At 43.2% G+C, this 19,414-nt stretch carries 28 protein-coding genes and 2 pseudogenes; 12 read left to right on the top strand and 18 right to left on the bottom strand.

Annotated elements, in window-relative coordinates:
- Positions 1-372: 372 nt before the first annotated feature.
- The 9 genes from K6984_RS17715 to K6984_RS17680 form a co-directional block, all read right to left on the bottom strand.
- Positions 373-822, bottom strand: a complete 450-nt coding sequence (locus tag K6984_RS17715; RefSeq protein ID WP_221896732.1) for a M20/M25/M40 family metallo-hydrolase — start codon at positions 820-822, stop codon at positions 373-375.
- Between the two features lie 23 nt (positions 823-845).
- Positions 846-1,265, bottom strand: coding sequence for a M20 metallopeptidase family protein (locus K6984_RS17710; RefSeq protein WP_230988163.1), 420 nt, complete (start codon positions 1,263-1,265; stop codon positions 846-848).
- Positions 1,246-1,407: a hypothetical protein gene (locus K6984_RS17705; RefSeq protein WP_221896730.1), complete on the bottom strand. Its 162-nt coding sequence runs from the start codon at positions 1,405-1,407 to the stop codon at positions 1,246-1,248. Before K6984_RS17705 ends, K6984_RS17710 begins: the two co-directional genes overlap by 20 nt.
- 27 nt (positions 1,408-1,434) lie before the next feature.
- Positions 1,435-1,563 (bottom strand): hypothetical protein, encoded by a 129-nt coding sequence (locus tag K6984_RS34080; protein WP_263458596.1) that lies wholly within the window; start codon positions 1,561-1,563, stop codon positions 1,435-1,437.
- A complete protein-coding gene (locus K6984_RS17700) occupies positions 1,512-2,306 on the bottom strand; it encodes a cupredoxin domain-containing protein (protein ID WP_230988158.1) in 795 nt (264 codons plus the stop codon). The genes K6984_RS34080 and K6984_RS17700 overlap by 52 nt, the downstream gene beginning before the upstream one ends.
- A gap of 5 nt (positions 2,307-2,311) precedes the next feature.
- Complete coding sequence (locus tag K6984_RS17695) at positions 2,312-2,458, bottom strand: hypothetical protein (protein ID WP_221896729.1); 147 nt, start codon at positions 2,456-2,458, stop codon at positions 2,312-2,314.
- Positions 2,459-2,485: 27 nt separating this feature from the next.
- A complete protein-coding gene (locus K6984_RS17690; RefSeq protein ID WP_221896728.1) occupies positions 2,486-2,653 on the bottom strand; it encodes a hypothetical protein in 168 nt (55 codons plus the stop codon).
- A 313-nt stretch (positions 2,654-2,966) separates the two neighbouring features.
- Complete coding sequence (locus tag K6984_RS17685) at positions 2,967-3,833, bottom strand: energy transducer TonB (RefSeq protein ID WP_221896727.1); 867 nt, start codon at positions 3,831-3,833, stop codon at positions 2,967-2,969.
- Complete coding sequence (locus K6984_RS17680) at positions 3,830-3,970, bottom strand: hypothetical protein (RefSeq protein ID WP_221896726.1); 141 nt, start codon at positions 3,968-3,970, stop codon at positions 3,830-3,832. The genes K6984_RS17685 and K6984_RS17680 overlap by 4 nt, the downstream gene beginning before the upstream one ends.
- Before the next feature lie 12 nt (positions 3,971-3,982).
- Here K6984_RS17680 and K6984_RS34075 point away from each other — a divergent pair, with 12 nt between their 5' ends.
- Positions 3,983-4,108 (top strand): hypothetical protein, encoded by a 126-nt coding sequence (locus K6984_RS34075; protein WP_263458795.1) that lies wholly within the window; start codon positions 3,983-3,985, stop codon positions 4,106-4,108.
- On the opposite strand, the gene gshB is transcribed toward K6984_RS34075, so the two are convergent.
- The gene (gene gshB, locus K6984_RS17675; protein WP_221896725.1) at positions 4,050-5,051 is read right to left on the bottom strand and encodes a glutathione synthase; all 1,002 of its coding nucleotides are present in this window, start codon (positions 5,049-5,051) and stop codon (positions 4,050-4,052) included. The two genes, K6984_RS34075 and gshB, sit on opposite strands and share 59 nt — an antisense overlap.
- Before the next feature lie 347 nt (positions 5,052-5,398).
- Between gshB and rpmB the strand changes: the two genes are divergently transcribed.
- Together rpmB and rpmG are read left to right on the top strand one after the other, a co-directional pair.
- A complete protein-coding gene (rpmB, locus tag K6984_RS17670; protein WP_221896724.1) occupies positions 5,399-5,635 on the top strand; it encodes a 50S ribosomal protein L28 in 237 nt (78 codons plus the stop codon).
- 11 nt (positions 5,636-5,646) lie between these two features.
- Positions 5,647-5,802 carry a 50S ribosomal protein L33 gene (rpmG, locus tag K6984_RS17665; RefSeq protein WP_221896723.1) on the top strand — a complete coding sequence of 52 codons (156 nt, stop codon included), beginning with the start codon at positions 5,647-5,649 and terminating at the stop codon, positions 5,800-5,802.
- Positions 5,803-5,897: 95 nt separating this feature from the next.
- Here rpmG and K6984_RS17660 read toward each other — a convergent pair whose 3' ends face one another.
- Positions 5,898-6,845 carry a cyclic nucleotide-binding domain-containing protein gene (locus K6984_RS17660; protein WP_221896722.1) on the bottom strand — a complete coding sequence of 316 codons (948 nt, stop codon included), beginning with the start codon at positions 6,843-6,845 and terminating at the stop codon, positions 5,898-5,900.
- Between K6984_RS17660 and K6984_RS17655 the strand changes: the two genes are divergently transcribed.
- From K6984_RS17655 to K6984_RS17650, 3 genes and pseudogenes are all read left to right on the top strand, one after another.
- Entirely contained in the window at positions 6,823-6,966 is a 144-nt protein-coding gene (locus K6984_RS17655) for a hypothetical protein (RefSeq protein WP_221896721.1), read from the top strand. The two genes, K6984_RS17660 and K6984_RS17655, sit on opposite strands and share 23 nt — an antisense overlap.
- Positions 6,967-6,977: 11 nt before the next feature.
- Positions 6,978-7,109, top strand: a complete 132-nt coding sequence (locus tag K6984_RS34070) for a hypothetical protein (protein WP_263458794.1) — start codon at positions 6,978-6,980, stop codon at positions 7,107-7,109.
- Positions 7,100-8,013, top strand: a pseudogene (locus K6984_RS17650) (IS30 family transposase). Before K6984_RS34070 ends, K6984_RS17650 begins: the two are co-directional and overlap by 10 nt.
- On the opposite strand, the gene K6984_RS17645 reads toward K6984_RS17650, so the two are convergent.
- The 3 genes from K6984_RS17645 to K6984_RS17640 all read right to left on the bottom strand — a co-directional run bounded on the left by K6984_RS17645 (position 7,987) and on the right by K6984_RS17640 (position 9,110).
- On the bottom strand, positions 7,987-8,331 hold the full coding sequence (locus K6984_RS17645; protein WP_221896720.1) for a cyclic nucleotide-binding domain-containing protein: 345 nt from the start codon (positions 8,329-8,331) through the stop codon (positions 7,987-7,989). The pseudogene K6984_RS17650 and the gene K6984_RS17645 overlap by 27 nt on opposite strands.
- Before the next feature lie 262 nt (positions 8,332-8,593).
- The gene (locus K6984_RS34065; protein ID WP_263458596.1) at positions 8,594-8,722 is read right to left on the bottom strand and encodes a hypothetical protein; all 129 of its coding nucleotides are present in this window, start codon (positions 8,720-8,722) and stop codon (positions 8,594-8,596) included.
- Between the two features lie 238 nt (positions 8,723-8,960).
- Positions 8,961-9,110, bottom strand: a complete 150-nt coding sequence (locus K6984_RS17640; RefSeq protein WP_221896719.1) for a hypothetical protein — start codon at positions 9,108-9,110, stop codon at positions 8,961-8,963.
- Here K6984_RS17640 and moaB point away from each other — a divergent pair.
- From moaB to pepN, 3 genes are all read left to right on the top strand, one after another.
- On the top strand, positions 9,102-9,629 hold the full coding sequence (moaB, locus tag K6984_RS17635) for a molybdenum cofactor biosynthesis protein B (RefSeq protein WP_221896718.1): 528 nt from the start codon (positions 9,102-9,104) through the stop codon (positions 9,627-9,629). The genes K6984_RS17640 and moaB overlap by 9 nt on opposite strands.
- Entirely contained in the window at positions 9,629-10,018 is a 390-nt protein-coding gene (locus K6984_RS17630) for a DUF423 domain-containing protein (protein WP_221896717.1), read from the top strand. The genes moaB and K6984_RS17630 overlap by 1 nt, the downstream gene beginning before the upstream one ends.
- A 76-nt stretch (positions 10,019-10,094) precedes the next feature.
- A complete protein-coding gene (pepN, locus tag K6984_RS17625) occupies positions 10,095-12,749 on the top strand; it encodes an aminopeptidase N (RefSeq protein ID WP_221896716.1) in 2,655 nt (884 codons plus the stop codon).
- 33 nt (positions 12,750-12,782) lie between these two features.
- On the opposite strand, the gene K6984_RS17620 is transcribed toward pepN, so the two are convergent.
- Entirely contained in the window at positions 12,783-14,081 is a 1,299-nt protein-coding gene (locus tag K6984_RS17620; protein WP_221893939.1) for a transposase, read from the bottom strand.
- A 234-nt stretch (positions 14,082-14,315) separates the two neighbouring features.
- Here K6984_RS17620 and K6984_RS17615 point away from each other — a divergent pair.
- The 3 genes and pseudogenes from K6984_RS17615 to K6984_RS17610 form a co-directional block, all read left to right on the top strand.
- A pseudogene (locus K6984_RS17615) lies at positions 14,316-14,756 on the top strand (IS1634 family transposase); the annotation flags it as partial.
- Between the two features lie 230 nt (positions 14,757-14,986).
- Positions 14,987-15,115 (top strand): hypothetical protein, encoded by a 129-nt coding sequence (locus K6984_RS34060; protein ID WP_263458596.1) that lies wholly within the window; start codon positions 14,987-14,989, stop codon positions 15,113-15,115.
- Between the two features lie 27 nt (positions 15,116-15,142).
- Entirely contained in the window at positions 15,143-15,319 is a 177-nt protein-coding gene (locus K6984_RS17610) for a hypothetical protein (RefSeq protein ID WP_221896120.1), read from the top strand.
- A 160-nt stretch (positions 15,320-15,479) separates the two neighbouring features.
- Here K6984_RS17610 and K6984_RS17605 read toward each other — a convergent pair whose 3' ends face one another.
- From K6984_RS17605 to K6984_RS17595, 3 genes are all read right to left on the bottom strand, one after another.
- The gene (locus tag K6984_RS17605; RefSeq protein ID WP_221896715.1) at positions 15,480-16,886 is read right to left on the bottom strand and encodes a transposase; all 1,407 of its coding nucleotides are present in this window, start codon (positions 16,884-16,886) and stop codon (positions 15,480-15,482) included.
- A gap of 44 nt (positions 16,887-16,930) precedes the next feature.
- The gene (locus K6984_RS17600; RefSeq protein WP_221896118.1) at positions 16,931-17,464 is read right to left on the bottom strand and encodes a hypothetical protein; all 534 of its coding nucleotides are present in this window, start codon (positions 17,462-17,464) and stop codon (positions 16,931-16,933) included.
- 71 nt (positions 17,465-17,535) lie between these two features.
- Positions 17,536-18,834, bottom strand: coding sequence for a transposase (locus tag K6984_RS17595; protein ID WP_221894003.1), 1,299 nt, complete (start codon positions 18,832-18,834; stop codon positions 17,536-17,538).
- Positions 18,835-19,414 lie beyond the last annotated feature (580 nt).

The following is a 19,414-nucleotide window of genomic DNA, read 5'->3' as shown; positions in this document are numbered from 1 at the left end:
AGTTCAGAGGTGAGATGTCTACATAATTTTTAATTGTCGATCTGGTGAGAATAGACCGGTATACCACCGGGAAAATAAAACCATTCATCATTTTGGCTATCAACACTGACCTGAGCATTGATAACGGTAGTACCCTGAGGAATTATTGGGGGCATGAGCGGTTGCATTAGATCGATTCCTCACATGATATTAGTGCTTAGTTTAACTCAGATTGGTACCACTTTCATTTCTTTAGAGGATTGTTAGTACTATTTGATGGTGATGTTATAGTATGCTGTTTATTTTTTTGGTTTCGGTCGTTTTTACTGATCACCGAGTCAAGATGTCTGAACTTATGCAATGATTAATAGTACCTCTCATGCAATCAATATCTTATTCACTTAGTTTTCCTTGGCCTTCCTTCTGATCTGCAGGTTGCAGCAATTCAAGCACTGCTGACACCATCGTGTTGATACCCGTTATCAAGCTCGCCTCTATATCCGGATAAAATCTGGATGAATGTAGCGAAGGTGGTGATTCGTTTTTGTCTGCATAGTCATCCAAACGTTGCACGCTGACTGCACCCAGCAAGTACATCAGGCTTGGAACTCCAGCTTTGCCGTAACGACTGAAGTCCTCACCACCCATCGACATTGCAGATAGCTCAACATTATCTTGTCCCAACTGTTGCTTCAAGACACGCGTAAGGCGAGCTGATAATTCAGGATCATTATATAGCGATGGCGTACCTTTACTAATTTGAATTAGAGGTTCTAGTGCATTATTACTAATCGCGACGGCAAGCGCCTTGCGCTCTATTGCTGCTAGCAAATGTTCGCGCACCTCTGCGGAAAAGCTGCGCACCGTCAATTTAAGTTCAGTAGTGTCACCGGGTCGATCTCTCGACTGACAATGGTTTGTAACTCCATTACCAATTGCGCAGCCTGAATAATCGGGTCATTTGCAGTATGCGGATAAGCACCATGTCCGCCCTTGCCGTACAGAGTTATTTCGACAGTATCGACATTAGCCATACTGAATCCGGAGCGTATACCGATTTTTCCAGTCGCCAGAGTTGGGGAGGCATGCAATGCGATTGCAAAATCAGGTTTGGGAAAGCGCTTAAAAAGACCGTCTTCCAGTATAGCCCGCGCTCCCGCACCCTTTTCTTCTGCAGGTTGCCCCACTAGCATCAGCGTTCCTTGCCACAACGAGCGATGACTCGCCAGGTAGCAGGCAGCACCAATAATATTAGTCATATGCACATCATGTCCGCAGGCATGCATCACTCCGGTTTCGCGGCCATCGCTGAAAATCCTGGAAACGGAGCTTTAGCGAAGTGAAGATTTTTAGTCCGCGATAGCCGTAGGGCCGTTGTTTTGTCGGAGTCTGAGCGTTAGCGAAGGTGGAGACAAAATAAAAGGCCATCCGACACGGCGTCAAGTCATTTGGAGCCTATGTTCCGACCCCTTGTTGGGTCGGGACGAGGTGACGAGGACGAATCGGGGCCGCCGGAGGCATAAGTGGTCGCGTTAAGTTTTTGCTGCTTGCTTGGGCTGGGATGCCCAAAACAAGCTTTCGCAAAAATAGCGACTCCCCGATTTCTTGTCGTCATCCATTTTCATGGAGCCGTGGTCATGGAAGATTTTTATCTTTTTGGTCGAGCCTAATGCTACGCGCTCAAAATCTAGCACCCTGTTCATGGCAAAGGATTTACCATTTAACATTGGGCGCATGGGTTTCATCGAAATACCTATCGGAATAGGCTGGCTTTTATTATCCACATCTCGCTCGGTTAATCGCTGGAAGGGCACTAGTGTTTTTGGTAAGGCAGGAGAATCACTAACTTTCTCAACGACTTTGAAAGTTGCTATAGCAAATTTATCGCCCTGGCCCAGACCACCAGCCATCATTCCTCCGCCCATGCCGCCACGCATACCACCGCCCATTTGCTTAGCAACAGATTTTTTCCCCAGACGTTTTTTTCCTATCATCGGTGGCATTGCACCTTCAAAAGGCAGACTGTACATCACCAGTTTAGAGCCTACAGATCTACCGCTAAAATCCAGCCATAAATCGACCCGTTCTCCTGATGCCAGCATGATATAGGGTAGCGTTACCGGTTTTTCCAGCAAGCCGCCATCGGTTCCAATTGCAGTCAGAGGTGTACCATCATCCCAGCCCAGTTTATATATGCGTGAGTTGGACCCATTAACAGCCCGAAAACGATAAGCGCGCGATTTCACCGAGAATTCGGCATTAGGCGTGCCATTGACTAAAATGCTATCACCTAAAAAACCCAGCATTCTACCGTGCATGCCATGCAAATAGCTTAACCCATCTTCGTCACTTTCATCCGCTGAAAATCCTGGAAACGGAGCTTTAGCGAAGTGAAGATTTTTAGTCCGCGATAGCCGTAGGGCCGTTGTTTTGTCGGAGTCTGAGCGTTAGCGAAGGTGGAGACAAAATAAAAGGCCATCCGACACGGCGTCAAGTCATTTGGAGCCTATGTTCCGACCCCTTGTTGGGTCGGGACAAGGTGACGAGGACGAATCGGGGCCGCCGGAGGCATAAGTGGTCGCGTTAAGTTTTTGCTGCTTGCTTGGGCTGGGATGCCCAAAACAAGCTTTCGCAGAATTAGAATTTTGTTATATTTACAACTGAAGTTTCCCAATAATTATTTATGGTAAAATTGAAACTATGCTACAACTATATGAAAAAAATAGTCTTTTCATTCGTTTCAAATGCTATTGCCTAAGGGGAATTAAGTAGGGGTTTGCTATAAACATGGCAAAACCACCTAAAATAAACCTCGATACACCAGCATTGTGTATTTCAGCTACTCAATAATTGGGAAACTTCAGTTTACAACAATACGCCCTTTTTTATTAGCTGACAATAGCCATAAAATAATTACTGTATTTGCAGCAAAGAACGTTAATATTAAGGAGGAATTAAAGAATGCTATGTTGCTATTGGCCTACCGCTTATCGCGTATACAACCCTGATTCATCAGAAAATTTCCACACACGGGTAATGACTAAAACATCGACTTCCTGAAGTAATGCTTTGGGTAAAGGCGGGAAAGGTGCGCTTATACGAACAATGCGTTTCGCTGCCTGATCCAGTGCTGGATAGCCGGATGATTTGCTAATACGCATACTGTATATACTACCATCGGGTTTGATACCCACATACATGGTGAGCGAACTGGAAAAACCTGGTCGTTTTGCTATTGCCGGGTAATTTAGATTACCCATATTTTCTATTTTACGCTGCCAGTCAGTAATATACTGTGCAGCAAGGTATTTATGCGTGCTAACTGAATTGATAAATTTTATGCGCTTCTGGTCACTGCTGGGTTTTTTGTAGCGAATTTTTTCACCCAGTTGTGTAAGTTGCTGGCGCAGCACATCCATAGATAATTTTGGCCGATTTACTTTACTAGTTTGCTCGGTTTTTTGCATCTTATGATTTTTTTCTACCGCACTTTTTTGAGTAATGACGCGCTTACGCATAACACTCTGCCTAGGCTTCATTTTCTGCGCGGGTGGCTTATTTTTCCTGCGACCATTGCTGCTTTGTTTGCGCACCTTTGGAGTTGGCTTATCGCGTTTCTCCCCTGCGCCTAGCTGATTATTTTGCGCTAGAAACTCAGCTTTTTTAGGCGCTTTTTTTGCTTCCCGGCTTACCAGGGTAATCGCAATGGGCTTACTGCTTTTATCTGCCTTGGGCTTGCTAAAATTTATGCCTAATATAAGCAACGCATGAATCGCTGCAGCAAAAAACAAGCTGATTAGCAGGGTATCATCATTAGATAAAGGCGAGGGGCGTTGAAATACGTGTTCTGTCATGCGACCGCTGTCAGCCCCGGACGGGCTGATAGTCTCCAGAAGGCGCAGGGAAATTTGCCAATCCGAAGTGCGCGATAGCGCGCGAGGGAGGCTAAAATTTTATCCCGAATAGCCGTAGAGCCATTTGTGGTAGCCATGACTGAGCTGCTTTGTGCTCAGTCTGTGGCGGACGCAGGGCGGCTGGAGCATCTCCTATTCGCTGCGTAGGTGAACGAATTACGGCGACAGGAGTCCCGGAATTTCGTGAGGTAGCATGGCGCGCCTGTAGGTTTTAGCGATTTCTGCTTCGATATGATCCATCAATTTTGCACAGATATTAATACCAAACTGCTTATCCAGTTCTTGCACACAGGTAGGGCTGGTCACATTGATTTCAGTTAAATAATCGCCAATCACATCTATACCCACAAACATCAGGCCTTTTGCTTTTAAGGTCGGGCCTACTTGCCCGGCAATCCAGGCATCACGCTCGCTTAATGGCTGGCCTTGTGCAAACCCTCCTGCAGCCAGGTTGCCACGGGTTTCACCCTGCGCAGGAATACGCGCCAACGCGTAGGGAATGGCTTCGCCATTAACAATCAAGATACGCTTATCGCCCTGTTTTATTTCTGCTAAATATTTTTGCCCCATCACATGTCGCTGACCATGCTCAGTAATCATCTCAATAATCACGCTGATATTTGGATCATTGCTACGTAAATGAAAGATCGAAGCGCCGCCCATACCATCTAGCGGCTTTAAGATAATATCCTGATGTTCTGCAAGAAACTCGCGAATCAAATCGGCGCGGCGTGTGACTAGCGTATCCGCACAGCACTGTGGAAACCAGGCGGTATAGAGTTTCTCATTGGCATCACGTAAAGACTGCGGTTTATTGACTACATACACGCCCTGTTGCTCAGCCAGCTCCAATATATGCGTCGCATAGATATATTCCTGATCAACCGGTGGATCTTTACGCATAATAATGCAATCTAATGAATCCAGCGCCAGGGTTTGCTCACTGATAATCTGGTACCAGTCCCTTGCATCGCGCTGCACCTGTATTTTCCGGATCTTGGCATAGGCTTTACCTTTGCGTAAAAATAAATCCTCCATTTGCATATAATACAATTCCCAGTCACGCGCCTGTGCTTCCAGTAGCATGGCAAAGCTGGTGTCTTTGTTAATATTGATGTGGTCAATCGAATCCATGACTATGCCAATTTTAATTGTCACGATAGTAATCTCTTTGATAAATGGGATAAGCTACAAGGCAGGACATGTATTATCTCTATATAATTAAAGGGTGCCATTGCCCAGTAAGCAGCTAAATTTTTTAGCATTATTAGCTAGTACAGCACCCGGTAACAAAATTAACAACTTTATAGCATTAAGCTTTTGTGTCTATTACGGTTCATAATCAGTTGAATTTTAAGGGATGCTCTACTAGCTTGAGTATAGCGTGTTTTTTAGTCGATGCGCGTGATTATATCAAGAAAATAATTAAATTATTGTTTACCTAGCCTGAAAAATTTGATATAAAGTTCGGCTAACTTTGAATAAAGGCACATTAGAGGAATATCATGTCAAAAATTTGTCAAGTAACGGGTAAGCGCCCAGTTACCGGAAACAATGTATCTCACGCAAAAAACAGAACCAGAAGACGCTTTAATCCTAACTTGCACCATCATAAGTTCTGGGTAGAAAGTGAGAATAGATGGATACGTTTAAGATTATCAGCAAAAGGTATGCGTATCATTGATAAGAAAGGTATCGATACTGTATTAGCAGAAATGCGTCAACGTGGCGAAAAAGTTTAAGGAGTAATATCATGCGCGATAAAATAAAATTAGTTTCTTCAGCAGGTACTGGTCATTTTTATACTACCGATAAAAATAAGCGTACTATGCCAGAAAAAATGGAAATCAAAAAATTTGATCCTGTTGTTCGTAAACATGTCATGTACAAAGAATCAAAAATTAAATAACTCTTTTTTGCCGATCCGGTACAGTCTTTAGCTGTAATCGCTAGTGGGCTATAAAGTTTTATTGGTAGAGTAAGCTCGACAATCCTCTGGGGTTGTCATGGCTTACTAGCCCATCGAAGCTTATCCAATGCTGCTTTTAATTTCTCCGCTTGCTTATACAGTAGTCGGCATTGCTTTTTAAATAAAGTCAATTCAGAGTTCAGGCGCTCATTCTCTGCAGCCAGGATCTGGTTTTTCTCTTGCAGGCTGATTTCCACACTACTCAAAGCCGCGCTCTCTGGCTCTTCACTATCCTGGGTCGCGTGCTCGGCCTCATCTTCTGCTATTGCTGCAACTGCTTGCTTCACTGTACTTTGCATGCCGTCATTTAAGACTAGCGCATTCACACCTTGCTTAATCAACTCAAAAGCCGCCGCTTCACTCAACCTGCTATCCGCACAAACAACAATCCTGGCTTGCGCCTGCTTCAACTCATTGATAGACAAGCGTAGCCTGAAAAAAGGGACATTATGGCTACCTTCTATATGGCTTTTTTTGTACTCTTCTACAGAATGTATGTCTAAAACCAATAGGTCTGGATCTTGCTCTCGCTCCAGCTCTAAATCCTTGTAATCAATATATTTTAGTGCCGGAAACTTAATAAACTTGATAAAGCGCTCTGCATCAATACGCGATGCCTGCATATCCGAAACAGCAGTGACTGTCATATTTCTAGGTTCGTCCAGGAGTATCTCCTGTTCACCAAAAGTATCACCGGCAGAGAGCTCCTGATATATTATTTCCTTGGTCTGGTCTGAGGCTTTGCGGCTTAATGAGCAGCGCCCTTTTTTAATTAGACCTGAATTCGTATAATAAGTGCATAACCCTCTGCAAGTATTGGCTAGACTAACACCTGTTGAATTAAGACAAGACATAGGTGTAAAGTAAACAGCTACCAAACAATTTACAGAGGCTACAAATGAGCTATACACACCTATGTCCTGAAGAAAGATATTATATAGAATCGGGGAGTCGCTATTTTTGCGAAAGCTTGTTTTGGGCATCCCAGCCCAAGCAAGCAGCAAAAACTTAACGCGACCACTTATGCCTCCGGCGGCCCCGATTCGTCCTCGTCACCTCGTCCCGACCCAACAAGGGGTCGGAACAAGGCTCCAAATGACTTGACGCCGTGTCGGATGGCCTTTTATTTTGTCTCCACCTTCGCTAACGCTCAGACTCCGACAAAACAACGGCCCTACGGCTATCGCGGACTAAAAATCATCACTTCGCTTAGGCTACGTTTCCCTGATTTTCAGCGATTGAATTAAAAAAGGGAACTTCACAGAATAAAATAGCAGAAGCCTTAGAACAAAGCCAAAGCAATATTTCACGCGAGATTAAACGCAATACAGGTCAAAGAGGCTACAGGCATAAACAAGCAGAAGATTTTGCCCAAGAACGACACAAAAACAAGCCTAAAGAGGTTAAATTAACGGATGAAATAAAAGGCATTGTTAATGTTCGCATTGAGGATGACTGGAGTCCTGAGCAGATTGCAGGGCGGTTAAAACAAGAGGGTATAATTAGTCTTCATCATGAAACAATCTACCAGCATATTCTGGCGGACAAAAGGCAGGGGGTGAACTATACAAGCATCTTCGGCATCAGAACAAAACCTATCGCAAGCGGTATGGGTCAGCCCATAATAGGACAGGAATCCCTAATAGAGTCGATATAGATGAGCGTCCTGAAGAGGTCAACAACCGTAAGCGTATAGGTGATTGGGAGGCAGATACAATCATTGGGAAAAATCACAAAGGGGCGATTGTAACGTTGGATGAGCGAGTCTCTAAATTACGGTTGGCCTTCCCTTTAGCGGGGAAAAAGGCTCAATATGTATTAGACGCAACTATTTTAATGCTTGATCCTATAAAAAGCTTTGTTAAAACAATTACTTTTGATAACGGGAAAGAGTTTACCATGCATGAAAAAATAGCAGAAGCACTAGGTTGTGATACGTATTTTGCGACTCCCTACAGCTCTTGGGAAAGAGGGCAAAATGAGAATGCTAATGGCTTATTAAGACAGTATTTCCCTGAGGTTTTTATAGCCGTTGATAAGCTAAATAGTCGCCCTAAAAAGTGTCTCAATTACAAAACACCTTATGAGGTATTTGAAGAGCTGACTGGGATAGATATGAAAAATTTATTGGGTTATGTACTTATGACTTGAATTCAGGAGAAAACAATAATCCCCTATATCACCTTGCTGAAAGATCACCTCACCTTTAGTGAATTTGACCTCTTCCAGACTCATCAAAACCTGCTGTAAATTTACTGCAGGCAAGCGCTGAAACACCGGCGACTGCAGCAGAGCAGCTAGCCAATCTGTAGATGCATCAGCTTCGTTGTCATCATTTTCAACTTTATACACGTTTTCTAGTTCGTTATAATCTATATTTGTTTTATCCAATACATTAAGTTGCAAACGAATAAAGCTTACATGATCAAGGGCGCGAGAAGATACCTTACGCGGGAACTGATGCGCCAATGCAAATTTTGCCGCATCGGTCCCGGCCTTTATTGTTTCAAGTATGAAGTCATCGGCCTCTATAGAAATTGTGCCACCAATCAGATAAATAAATGACTCTGTTGCATCACCTACGCTGAAAATCAGGGAAACGGAGCCTAAGCGAAGTGATGATTTTTAGTCCGCGATAGCCGTAGGGCCGTTATTTTGTCGGAGTCTGAGCGTTAGCGAAGGAGGAGACAAAATAAAAGGCCATCCGACACGGCGTCAAGTCATTTGGAGCCTATGTTCCGACCCCTTGTTGGGTCGGGACGAGGTGACGAGGACGAATCGGGGCCGCCGGAGGCATAAGTGGTCGCGTTAAGTTTTTGCTGCTTGCTTGGGCTGGGATGCCCAAAACAAGCTTTCGCAAAAATAGCGACTCCCCGATATTAAATAAAAAACTGCCCTTAGCTGCTTCTGTCACATCGCAATCAGCGCATAATTCTTTAAACTGCTGTGCTGGCATGGTTGCCAGGGGGAACAATTTACGTAGCGCTAGACCTTGTTCTGATTTGGGATTTACAGACATAGAAACTCTTCAATGGTAGGCGCGGAAGGCTGTTATTAAGGTGCGGGATTGTAATCTGGCTTTTATCCATAAGCTTGGATTATAATCGAATGTCATCACTAGCAATATTTTTATTGATAATTGCAAAGGCTTGCATATTCAAAGCCTGTTTATGACAGATCTTTACAGGTAAGATAGCAGCATATGATTTCTTTTTTCCCAGGCTTTTCAACAGACAAGTATGATACACCCGACTGACAAGCAATTTCTTCCTCTTAATATAGCAATCCTGACTGTTTCCGACACACGCGGCGAAGCCGAAGATATCTCCGGAAAAACTCTGGTTGAACGACTGCTACAAGCAGACCATAAACTGTATGCAAAAAAGATTGTTGCAGATGATATTTACCAGATCCGCGCCGTAGCATCCAACTGGATCGCCGATCAACAGGTCAATGTTATTATCAGTACCGGCGGTACTGGTGTTACAGGCAGAGATGGCACTCCTGAAGCATTTTCACCCTTGCTGGATAAAACACTGGACGGCTTTGGCGAGGTATTTAGAATGCTATCTTATCAACAGATAAAAACCTCCACCATTCAATCCCGCGCTATTGCCGGCGTAGCTAATGCAACATATATTTTTTGCCTGCCAGGCTCATCCAGCGCATGTCGTACTGCCTGGGACAGTTTAATAAGCGAACAATTAGACTTTCGCACCAAACCATGTAATCTTGTACAATTAATGCCACGTTTACTGGAAAAATAATGCACCCTGTCTTTTTATTATTAAGCGCTGTCAGCGCATTCCTTGCTGTAACCATGGGCGCGTTTGGCGCACATGCCTTAAAAGCCGTGTTAGCCCCTGATATGCTGGCCGTCTACAAAACAGCTGTAACTTATCAGATGTGGCATGCTTTAGGCCTGGGCATTATTGCTCTGCTCAGGCAGCAAAATCCCGATCAACACATAGTCGTTTATGCTGGCTGGCTAATGTTTGCCGGCATTATTTTATTTTCGGGAAGCCTGTATGTACTCAGCTTATCCGGTATAAAATGGCTAGGAATGATTACTCCGATTGGTGGACTCTGTTTTTTAAGCGCCTGGCTACTCGTTAGCCTTTTTGCTTATAGGGCATACAAATCAGGCAATACCTAAACACCCACGAACAGACCGGCCACTTGCATCAAAATTGCAATCATGACAATGCGAAATTTAGTATATATAGAACACCATGAACAATAAACACACGCAGGAAGTCAAGCCTCAAACCATTTACCTTAAAGATTATCAGCAGCCTAAATATCTAGTTGAAACGGTTGATTTAAATTTTATTCTTGAAGCCGAATATACTCGCGTGGTCTCCCGATTAACGATTACGCATAACCCGGATAATAAAACTAAACAGGCCCCATTAGAACTATTAGGCGAAGATATCACTTTAATCAGCGTGGCGTTAAATGGCGTGGCGCTGACGGATAATCAGTTCGAGCTGACAGACGAATCATTAATCATTCCCGATGTCCCACAAAATACCACGTTCACCCTGGCTATAGAAAATACCATTAATCCGCAGGCCAATAGTGCGCTGGAAGGCTTGTTTGTTTCTAATGATATGTTATGTACTCAGTGTGAGGCACAGGGCTTTCGCAAAATCACCTTTTTCCTTGATCGCCCTGATGTAATGGCGCGCTTTACCACTACGCTAATAGCCGATAAAACTCAGTATCCGGTTTTATTATCTAATGGTAATAAAATCGCACATGGCGAATTAATTGACAATCGTCACTGGGTCACCTGGGAAGACCCGTTTAAAAAACCATGTTATTTATTTGCGCTGGTTGCCGGGCAACTGGAATGTATAGAAGATAACTATACTAGCATCAGCGGTCGCAATATTACCCTGCAAATTTTTGTCGAAACACATGATATCGATAAATGCGCTCATGCCATGCAGTCATTGAAAAATGCCATGCACTGGGATGAACAAGTATACGGGCGTGAATATGATTTAGACCTATATATGATCGTTGCCGTGGGGCATTTCAATATGGGAGCCATGGAAAATAAAGGGCTGAATATTTTTAACACCAAATTTGTGCTGGCGTGCCCCGGTACTGCGACCGATATGGATTATGGGCATATAGAAGGGGTTATTGGGCATGAATATTTTCATAACTGGACGGGGAATCGCATTACTTGCCGCGACTGGTTTCAATTAAGTTTAAAAGAAGGCTTTACAGTTTTTCGTGATCAAGAATTTACTGCCGATCAGACCTCCAGAGCGGTTAAGCGTATCGATGATGTTAATATGCTGCGTACCCGTCAATTTGCTGAAGATGCTGGACCTTTAGCCCACCCAATACGCCCTGAAGCATATATAGAAATTAATAATTTCTATACCCTTACAGTGTATGAAAAAGGTGCGGAAGTTGTACGTATGATCCGTACTTTATTAGGCACTGAAAATTTTCACCGAGGCGCTGATTTGTATTTTCAGCGGCATGATGGCCAGGCTGTCACCTGTGAACACTTTGTTAAGGCAATGGAAGATGCAAATGATAAAGACTTGAGCCAGTTCAGACGCTGGTATGCACAGGCCGGAACTCCCTCAATTAAGGTTGAGAAGAATTATGATGAAAACCTGCAGGCATTGACACTCACCTTAAGCCAGACTATTCCAGGTCAGGCAAATGCAGCGATTTTGCATATTCCCATTAAAGTCGCACTATTTGCCGCAGATGGGGCAATGATGGACGCCACTGTATCCGGGGTAGCGTCAATCAATAATGAGCTGACACTGGAGCTAACCGATCAAACGCAGAACTTTGTCTTCAACAATGTCCCCAGCACACCGATAATCTCAATATTGCGCGATTTTTCTGCTCCGGTTAAGTTACAAGTATCACGCCCACTTACTGAGCTTGCATTTTTATTGCAGTACGATAATGATAGTTTTAATCGCTGGGAAGCAGGGCAACAGTTAAGCGCTAGCATCATTTTTCAGCTTATTGCAGCAATTAAAGAAGACCAGAATACCGGCATTCCCGCCACCATAGTCAAGAGCTTTAAGAGCATACTGGAACAATCCTGGACAGATCTTTCTTATCTAGCTTGCCTGCTCTCTTTGCCTGCTGAAAATTATCTGGCTGAGCAAATGACTGTGGTCGATGTAGATGCCATTCATCAGGCAAGGCAGCTATTAAAACGCACTCTCGCGGAGCAGCTTAGCAATCAGTTTACGGTTCTTTATCAACAGCATCACCAAGATGAAAGTGGCGAGCTGAACTCGACAGCAATCGGCAGGCGACGAATTAAAAACCTGTGTCTGGATTATTTAAGCCAGCTAGACAACGAAGACAGTTATCAGCTAGACAATGAGCAGTTTGCCAAAGCAAACACAATGACCGACCAGGTTGCCGCACTGGGTGCAATTGTCAACACAAACAATCCGAAAAAACAGGATTGTTTGCAACAGTTTTATCAGCAATGGCAAGACGAAGCACTGGTTATTGACAAGTGGTTTAGCTTGCAGGCGTCGAGTTCACAGCCAGGCACTTTTGCTGTGGTGCAAGCTTTATTAAAACACCCGGCCTTTGATTTAAAAAACCCCAATAGGGTTCGCTCTCTGGTAGGAGCTTTTAGTCAAGCTAATGCGCTTCATTACCATGCTAAAAATGGCCAGGGCTATCAATTTTTAGCCGACCAGGTGATTGCGTTAAATAGCCTTAACCCGCAAGTTGCCTCGCGCATGGTCAGTGCCTTAACCCAGTGGCGCAGGTTTGACACACAACGGCAGGATCTTATGAAGCAACAATTAGAGCGCATTATCAATACTGAAAACATCTCCAAAGACGTATTTGAAATTGCCAATAAAAGCCTAGCTTAATATTTGTTTTCACCAAGAAGGCTATGAAGACCATCAGTGTTCCCCTATCAATTGAGGCCGTGAAACTAACCTCGCCACAAGAGAGCTCATAAAGCACTGTAAAGACATTCCTGTTATTATTGCGTTTTGAACTGCCCGAATGGTATACGAGCTGATACGAGATATTCTTGCCTGGAAAAATAATGGATTCACAAAACGATCTCGTTTTTGAGCCTGTTGCTGCCTTATCTCCAGAGCCTCGCTATATTTTTTATCCGATGGATGAATCAATTCTGGCTGTTGTGTTTTTGAAATCTCTTCAAATACGCGCATTAAATTATAGCTCATTGCAGTCAGGCGCATTTGATTTTCAAGTGAGCGGGTATTGGAAGACCAAGCTTTAGTTTCCTTGAAATTACTTTTAGTGTTATTGAATGTCTTTTCAATCGTCCATCGCTTGAAATACAGCATGGCAATGGTTCCAGGGTTAATAGTCATTGGCAAGGTTGTCACAAACCGGTGAAGTTTTCCGGTTTCTGGATCACGGTAATCCACCACGTTAAATTTGATGCCCTTGTTTTCGTACACACTGTATGCTTCAACCCCTGTATTGATCTCATGGCGGGAGTCAAAAGGGATAGACTCAACCAGAGTCGCAATTGAATTTTCTTTTAGCATTGAAATCATGTAATTAGCATGTCGTTTCTGCCGATCCCACCAGACAAAGTCGGTGACGGCTTTATCGTAGACATAGAGATGTTTCTGAGAGCTGTTATTTCCCTTGTTTTGCTTTTCAATATGATCTCGTAACACAGGTGTTTCTTGATGCCTCTGAGTTCCGTTTGTCACCAGACAAAGAAATCTGAGCAACCCACTTCTGAGATTCAACGCGTAAATCCCCCCGGCCGCATAAACTTTCCCCTTGCTGTTTTTTTCAGTATGGCAGGCATGATCAATAAAATGTCCATCCGCTGCTTCTATGGTGTATTCGTCAAGTTCTGGGAATGCTTTAAGATAATCAATGCCTTGCGATAGCAGTGTTTCAGAGTGAAGATGGTAGCTCTGCTGTTCAAATGCCTCAAGCATACTTGTTCGTCTATGCGACTTCAGTGATTTAAAATACGTTGAGTGGGGAAGCAGCTGGCCATAAATCTGTTCATTGGTTTGGAGGAAATGGCGACCACTATCGACTACACTGATACAGCGTAATAACCCAAGGCGAATAAAGTCGATATCCTTCAACTCTGGGCATGAACGAGCCCACAAAGGATGACGCTCTGCTAACAGGGCACGTTCCATACTTTCATTGCAGTGTTGGTGAATATGTTCAGAGAGTGGTAGGTCTTTAAGCATGGGTGATATCCGTTTATGAGGTGATTAAAACGGAAATTTTTAGAAAATTTTTTCGGCAATTGCAAGCTTTATTTGAAATTATTTGTTGTTTCTTTACGGTGCCTACAGAGTGTCTATTTGCTGTTATAAGTGATTAAAATCAAAAAGATGGAAATATTCGAGTGGTGCTACCTTCAGGTAGGTTATAGGCTGCTTTGTTTAGGTACTTCTTCTTTCAATGGGAACACTGATGGCCTAAGAACGAATATCCCTGACTGGTCGGAAGAACAGTTATGGCTAACCTATACCATGCTGACTGAGATTGAAGCGACCTTTAGAAGCCTGAAAACCGAGCTAGGCTTGCGCCCTGTCTATCACAAAAAAGAAGAGCGGGTTACCGGACACCTATTCATCACATTATTAGCTTACCACCTGGTACATGTGCTGCGTTATCAACTTAGATTGCAGGACATCCATCTAAGCTGGGAAAGCATTCGCAACAGGATGTCGACCCAGCAACGCATGACCATTACTTTACCCACGGATAACGATACAATCATTCACCTGCGAACCACAAGCAAAGCAGAAACCAGACAAAAACAAATATACACTGCGTTGAATATTAACCCCGACCCGATTGGAAAAGTTAAAACGATCGTTGATATGAAACCTGTAGTGCCAACTGGGGCCGATTGAAAAGTTTAACTCATTGAAATAATGGGAAATTGACTGCATATGTCACGAAGATAGGCTAAGCTGATAGATATTGCCTTCAAGCCGGCTATCGGCACGAAGGTGTAGTTTGCCTTTTCTAAGTTCAACGCCTTCCAACTCTTTATTTTGCGAGTAAGTGATTAATTGTGTCTGGCCATTTACTAGCACTTGCCCCAGTCTGGTTTCGGCAAGGCTTCGGGGAGTCGCTATTTTTGCGAAAGCTTGTTTTGGGCATCCCAGCCCAAGCAAGCAGCAAAAACTTAACGCGACCACTTATGCCTCCGGCGGCCCCGATTCGTCCTCGTCACCTCGTCCCGACCCAACAAGGGGTCGGAACATAGGCTCCAAATGACTTGACGCCGTGTCGGATGGCCTTTTATTTTGTCTCCACCTTCGCTAACGCTCAGACTCCGACAAAACAACGGCCCTACGGCTATCGCGGACTAAAAATCATCACTTCGCTTAGGCTACGTTTCCCTGATTTTCAGCGATCGAGTCGCCAGCCGTGTGTAATTTGGCCATTAATCTGGTCTTGTACAGTGTAGCCAGTGCCGTCAAAGTCAAGCCATAGTTCGCGTGAGATAGATAAGTTATTAGGTTCGGGCTGAGGGTCACCGCGCCTAACTATCTTAAATTGCATCTTGTCGCCTTGCTTAACACTCGATGTTCAAGTTTTTCCATCCCATTGCCATCAAACTCTTACCTTCACCCAGCAGAACAATACTTTAATGATGGTGTTGGCCCTAAGCGCCCTAAATCTCTGCCAATCATATGTTTTCCTGATGGCATCAGTTGAAACACATCCTTTATTAATTCACCTAACTCTTTCAGCTTATCACCAGGATCTGGAAACTCTAGCAATGACGTGATGAACTCAAGCAGTACATCCATTTGAGACTTGCGCTGTAAGCTTCCTACGGTATACGCAGGTAGTTTGCTTTCAATGCGGGCTATTTGCTCTGGGTGAAGGAGAAGGCAATGGTCAAACAAAAGACTCAGAATCAGGCCACGGCTTGATCCCTCTTCATCTAATTGTTTGGCCTCACGCCCCCATCCTTCATAAAGCTTCCAGTCCTCAAAGAAAACCTCAATCAGCCATCTCAACGTATAGGCTTGAATAATATCTTGTGTGCGCCAAGTCAGGTCTGTCGCCACTAAATAGCGATAGTCGTTTTCACCGTCATATTTTAAGGCAATGACAAAGCGTTTTTTACTGTGAGAACTCACCTTTAATCGTGCACTGCTGACAGTCACTTTAATCTCTTTGCCGCCACGTACACGTATTATCTGATCAATGCCTTTGTTAATCGAATTAAAGTAGCTCTCGACTGACCTTATTCTACCTCTATATTCAATATTTTGGTTTTTACGTAATTGGCTAATCACCTGCGAGCCTCCAGATTCTTTAGCGGCTTCGTCCATAAAGGCTTTTTCACCATACAGCGCATCAGCCAGTACGCCTTTAATTTTAATCAGGCTATGCGCAACTTTAAACTCTTTTAATAAGCCTAATGCAATCTCTGTTTTGGTCGGGTAGGCACTGTCACGTTCAGGCTTAATAGGCCGATCTTTTTTTGCTATACCGCTCTTTTTCAACCGTTTATCTTCTTTATCCCACTGCTTTAAGGCTGGATCCGGCATATAAAAGAAAAAACCGACAGGCACTGTAATGGATGAGGTAACTAGCAGCAATAATACTATCGTTTGTCCATTAACATACCCGCCGGAGCCTTTGTGTTTCTGCTTGTAAACCTTATAAATACGTTTTGTAGACTTAGATCGTGCTCGGTCTGATTCATCAAAGGCCAACACACCTTCAGTAATGCCATAACGTTTTAAAATTAAGACCACACTCACCCGTAGCAACCAGTCCCAGGGTATACTTGCTTTACGAAACACCCAGGATAATGCGGCTACTTTGCAATCTCCAAGGCTTGCTCGCTCAAACTTAGCCCAGCAAACAGAGTTCATTAGCAGTATGCCCGTTAAACAAGTGCCCAACCAAGCGGCTTGAATCCGTGTCAAAGCGGCTCCGGGTTTTAGCTGATTGAGCGCATCATTTAAATCGTCAATATAGCTTTGGATAAAGGTGGCTGGGGCATTCATTAACATGGGCTTACACCGATAAAATTACAACAACCTCAGAATACCTGATTTTACCTTCTCAATATCAAAAACTTGAACATCGAGTTAAACCAAAGTTGTTGGTTTTTTATAGTAGGGTAGGCAATGCTCTTATTAAGAACTCGGACTGAAATAATGCCCGTAAGTGTGGGGATAGCAAGACTTTCAGGGGTATGGTCCCAAAAAAATGAAGCTTGTATCTGGTAGTGTCCAGCATCAAGCTTGATGGCAGGATTATTGTTGTAACTGATGACTAAGGCGGGTTTATTGTTAACAGTTACATTTTGGGGCCAATGATCAGGATTGCCAGGTAAGGTGATATAGCTTTTATTGTAAATCTGCCAGTTACTGGTAAATTTACCCTGCTGCTTTTGTATATCAAGATTAAGTTGACTAGGCCACGCACAGTATTTTGTCTTTGTATCATTATAAAAGAAAGGACAATGCAGCTGAGTGTCATCTTCAAGCACCCAGTCTACCCAGGGTTGTAATGGCTTTGGGACTTTTTCAGCTGGTAAGGCGTTTACACTTAGAGGCGTCAGAGTTAGTAAACTGAAGTTTCCCAATTATTGAGTAGCTGAAATACACAATGCTGGTGTATCGAGGTTTATTTTAGGTGGTTTTGCCATGTTTATCATCAGTGTTCCCCTATCAATTGAGGCCGTGAAACTAACCTCGCCACAAGAGAGCTCATAAAGCACTGTAAAGACATTCCTGTTATTATTGCGTTTTGAACTGCCCGAATGGTATACGAGCTGATACGAGATATTCTTGCCTGGAAAAATAATGGATTCACAAAACGATCTCGTTTTTGAGCCTGTTGCTGCCTTATCTCCAGAGCCTCGCTATATTTTTTATCCGATGGATGAATCAATTCTGGCTGTTGTGTTTTTGAAATCTCTTCAAATACGCGCATTAAATTATAGCTCATTGCAGTCAGGCGCATTTGATTTTCAAGTGAGCGGGTATTGGAAGACCAAGCTTTAGTTTCCTTGAAATTACTTTTAGTGTTATTGAATGTCTTTTCAATCGTCCATCGCTTGAAATACAGCATGGCAATGGTTCCAGGGTTAATAGTCATTGGCAAGGTTGTCACAAACCGGTGAAGTTTTCCGGTTTCTGGATCACGGTAATCCACCACGTTAAATTTGATGCCCTTGTTTTCGTACACACTGTATGCTTCAACCCCTGTATTGATCTCATGGCGGGAGTCAAAAGGGATAGACTCAACCAGAGTCGCAATTGAATTTTCTTTTAGCATTGAAATCATGTAATTAGCATGTCGTTTCTGCCGATCCCACCAGACAAAGTCGGTGACGGCTTTATCGTAGACATAGAGATGTTTCTGAGAGCTGTTATTTCCCTTGTTTTGCTTTTCAATATGATCTCGTAACACAGGTATTTCTTGATGCCTCTGAGTTCCGTTTGTCACCAGACAAAGAAATCTGAGCAACCCACTTCTGAGATTCAACGCGTAAATCCCCCCGGCCGCATAAACTTTCCCCTTGCTGTTTTTTTCAGTATGGCAGGCATGATCAATAAAATGTCCATCCGCTGCTTCTATGGTGTATTCGTCAAGTTCTGGGAATGCTTTAAGATAATCAATGCCTTGCGATAGCAGTGTTTCAGAGTGAAGATGGTAGCTCTGCTGTTCAAATGCCTCAAGCATACTTGTTCGTCTATGCGACTTCAGTGATTTAAAATACGTTGAGTGGGGAAGCAGCTGGCCATAAATCTGTTCATTGGTTTGGAGGAAATGGCGACCACTATCGACTACACTGATACAGCGTAATAACCCAAGGCGAATAAAGTCGATATCCTTCAACTCTGGGCATGAACGAGCCCACAAAGGATGACGCTCTGCTAACAGGGCACGTTCCATACTTTCATTGCAGTGTTGGTGAATATGTTCAGAGAGTGGTAGGTCTTTAAGCATGGGTGATATCCGTTTATGAGGTGATTAAAACGGAAATTTTTAGAAAAATTTTTTCGGCAATTGCAAGCTTTATTTGAAATTATTTGTTGTTTTTTTACGGTGCCTACAGAGTGTCTATTTGCTGTTATAAGTGATTAAAATCAAAAAGATGGAAATATTCGAGTGGTGCTACCTTCAGGTAGGTTATAGGCTGCTTTGTTTAGGTACTTCTTCTTTCAATGGGAACACTGATGATGTTTATAGCAAACCCCTACTTAATTCCCCTTAGGCAATAGCATTTGAAACGAATGAAAAGACTATTTTTTTCATATAGTTGTAGCATAGTTTCAATTTTACCATAAATAATTATTGGGAAACTTCAGTTAGTAAAACAAACAGCCAGATAGTACGTGTCATAGCAAGTCCCTCTATAAAAACAGTCTAAGACTCGATGTTCAAGTTTTTTAACTGATTGATTTTATTTATAATTTTACTGACAAAGAAAGCATCAACATCATTGTAAATCAATCACTTATAAAACAAAGCCGGAAAAATTTACTTTTCTTAGCCCAGTTATAGCTGAAAACTTGAACATCGAGTA

The sequence above is a fragment of the Bathymodiolus japonicus methanotrophic gill symbiont genome, assembly GCF_019721995.1.
Taxonomy (GTDB): domain Bacteria; phylum Pseudomonadota; class Gammaproteobacteria; order Methylococcales; family Methylomonadaceae; genus Methyloprofundus.
This window is presented reverse-complemented; position numbering and strand designations above follow the sequence as displayed.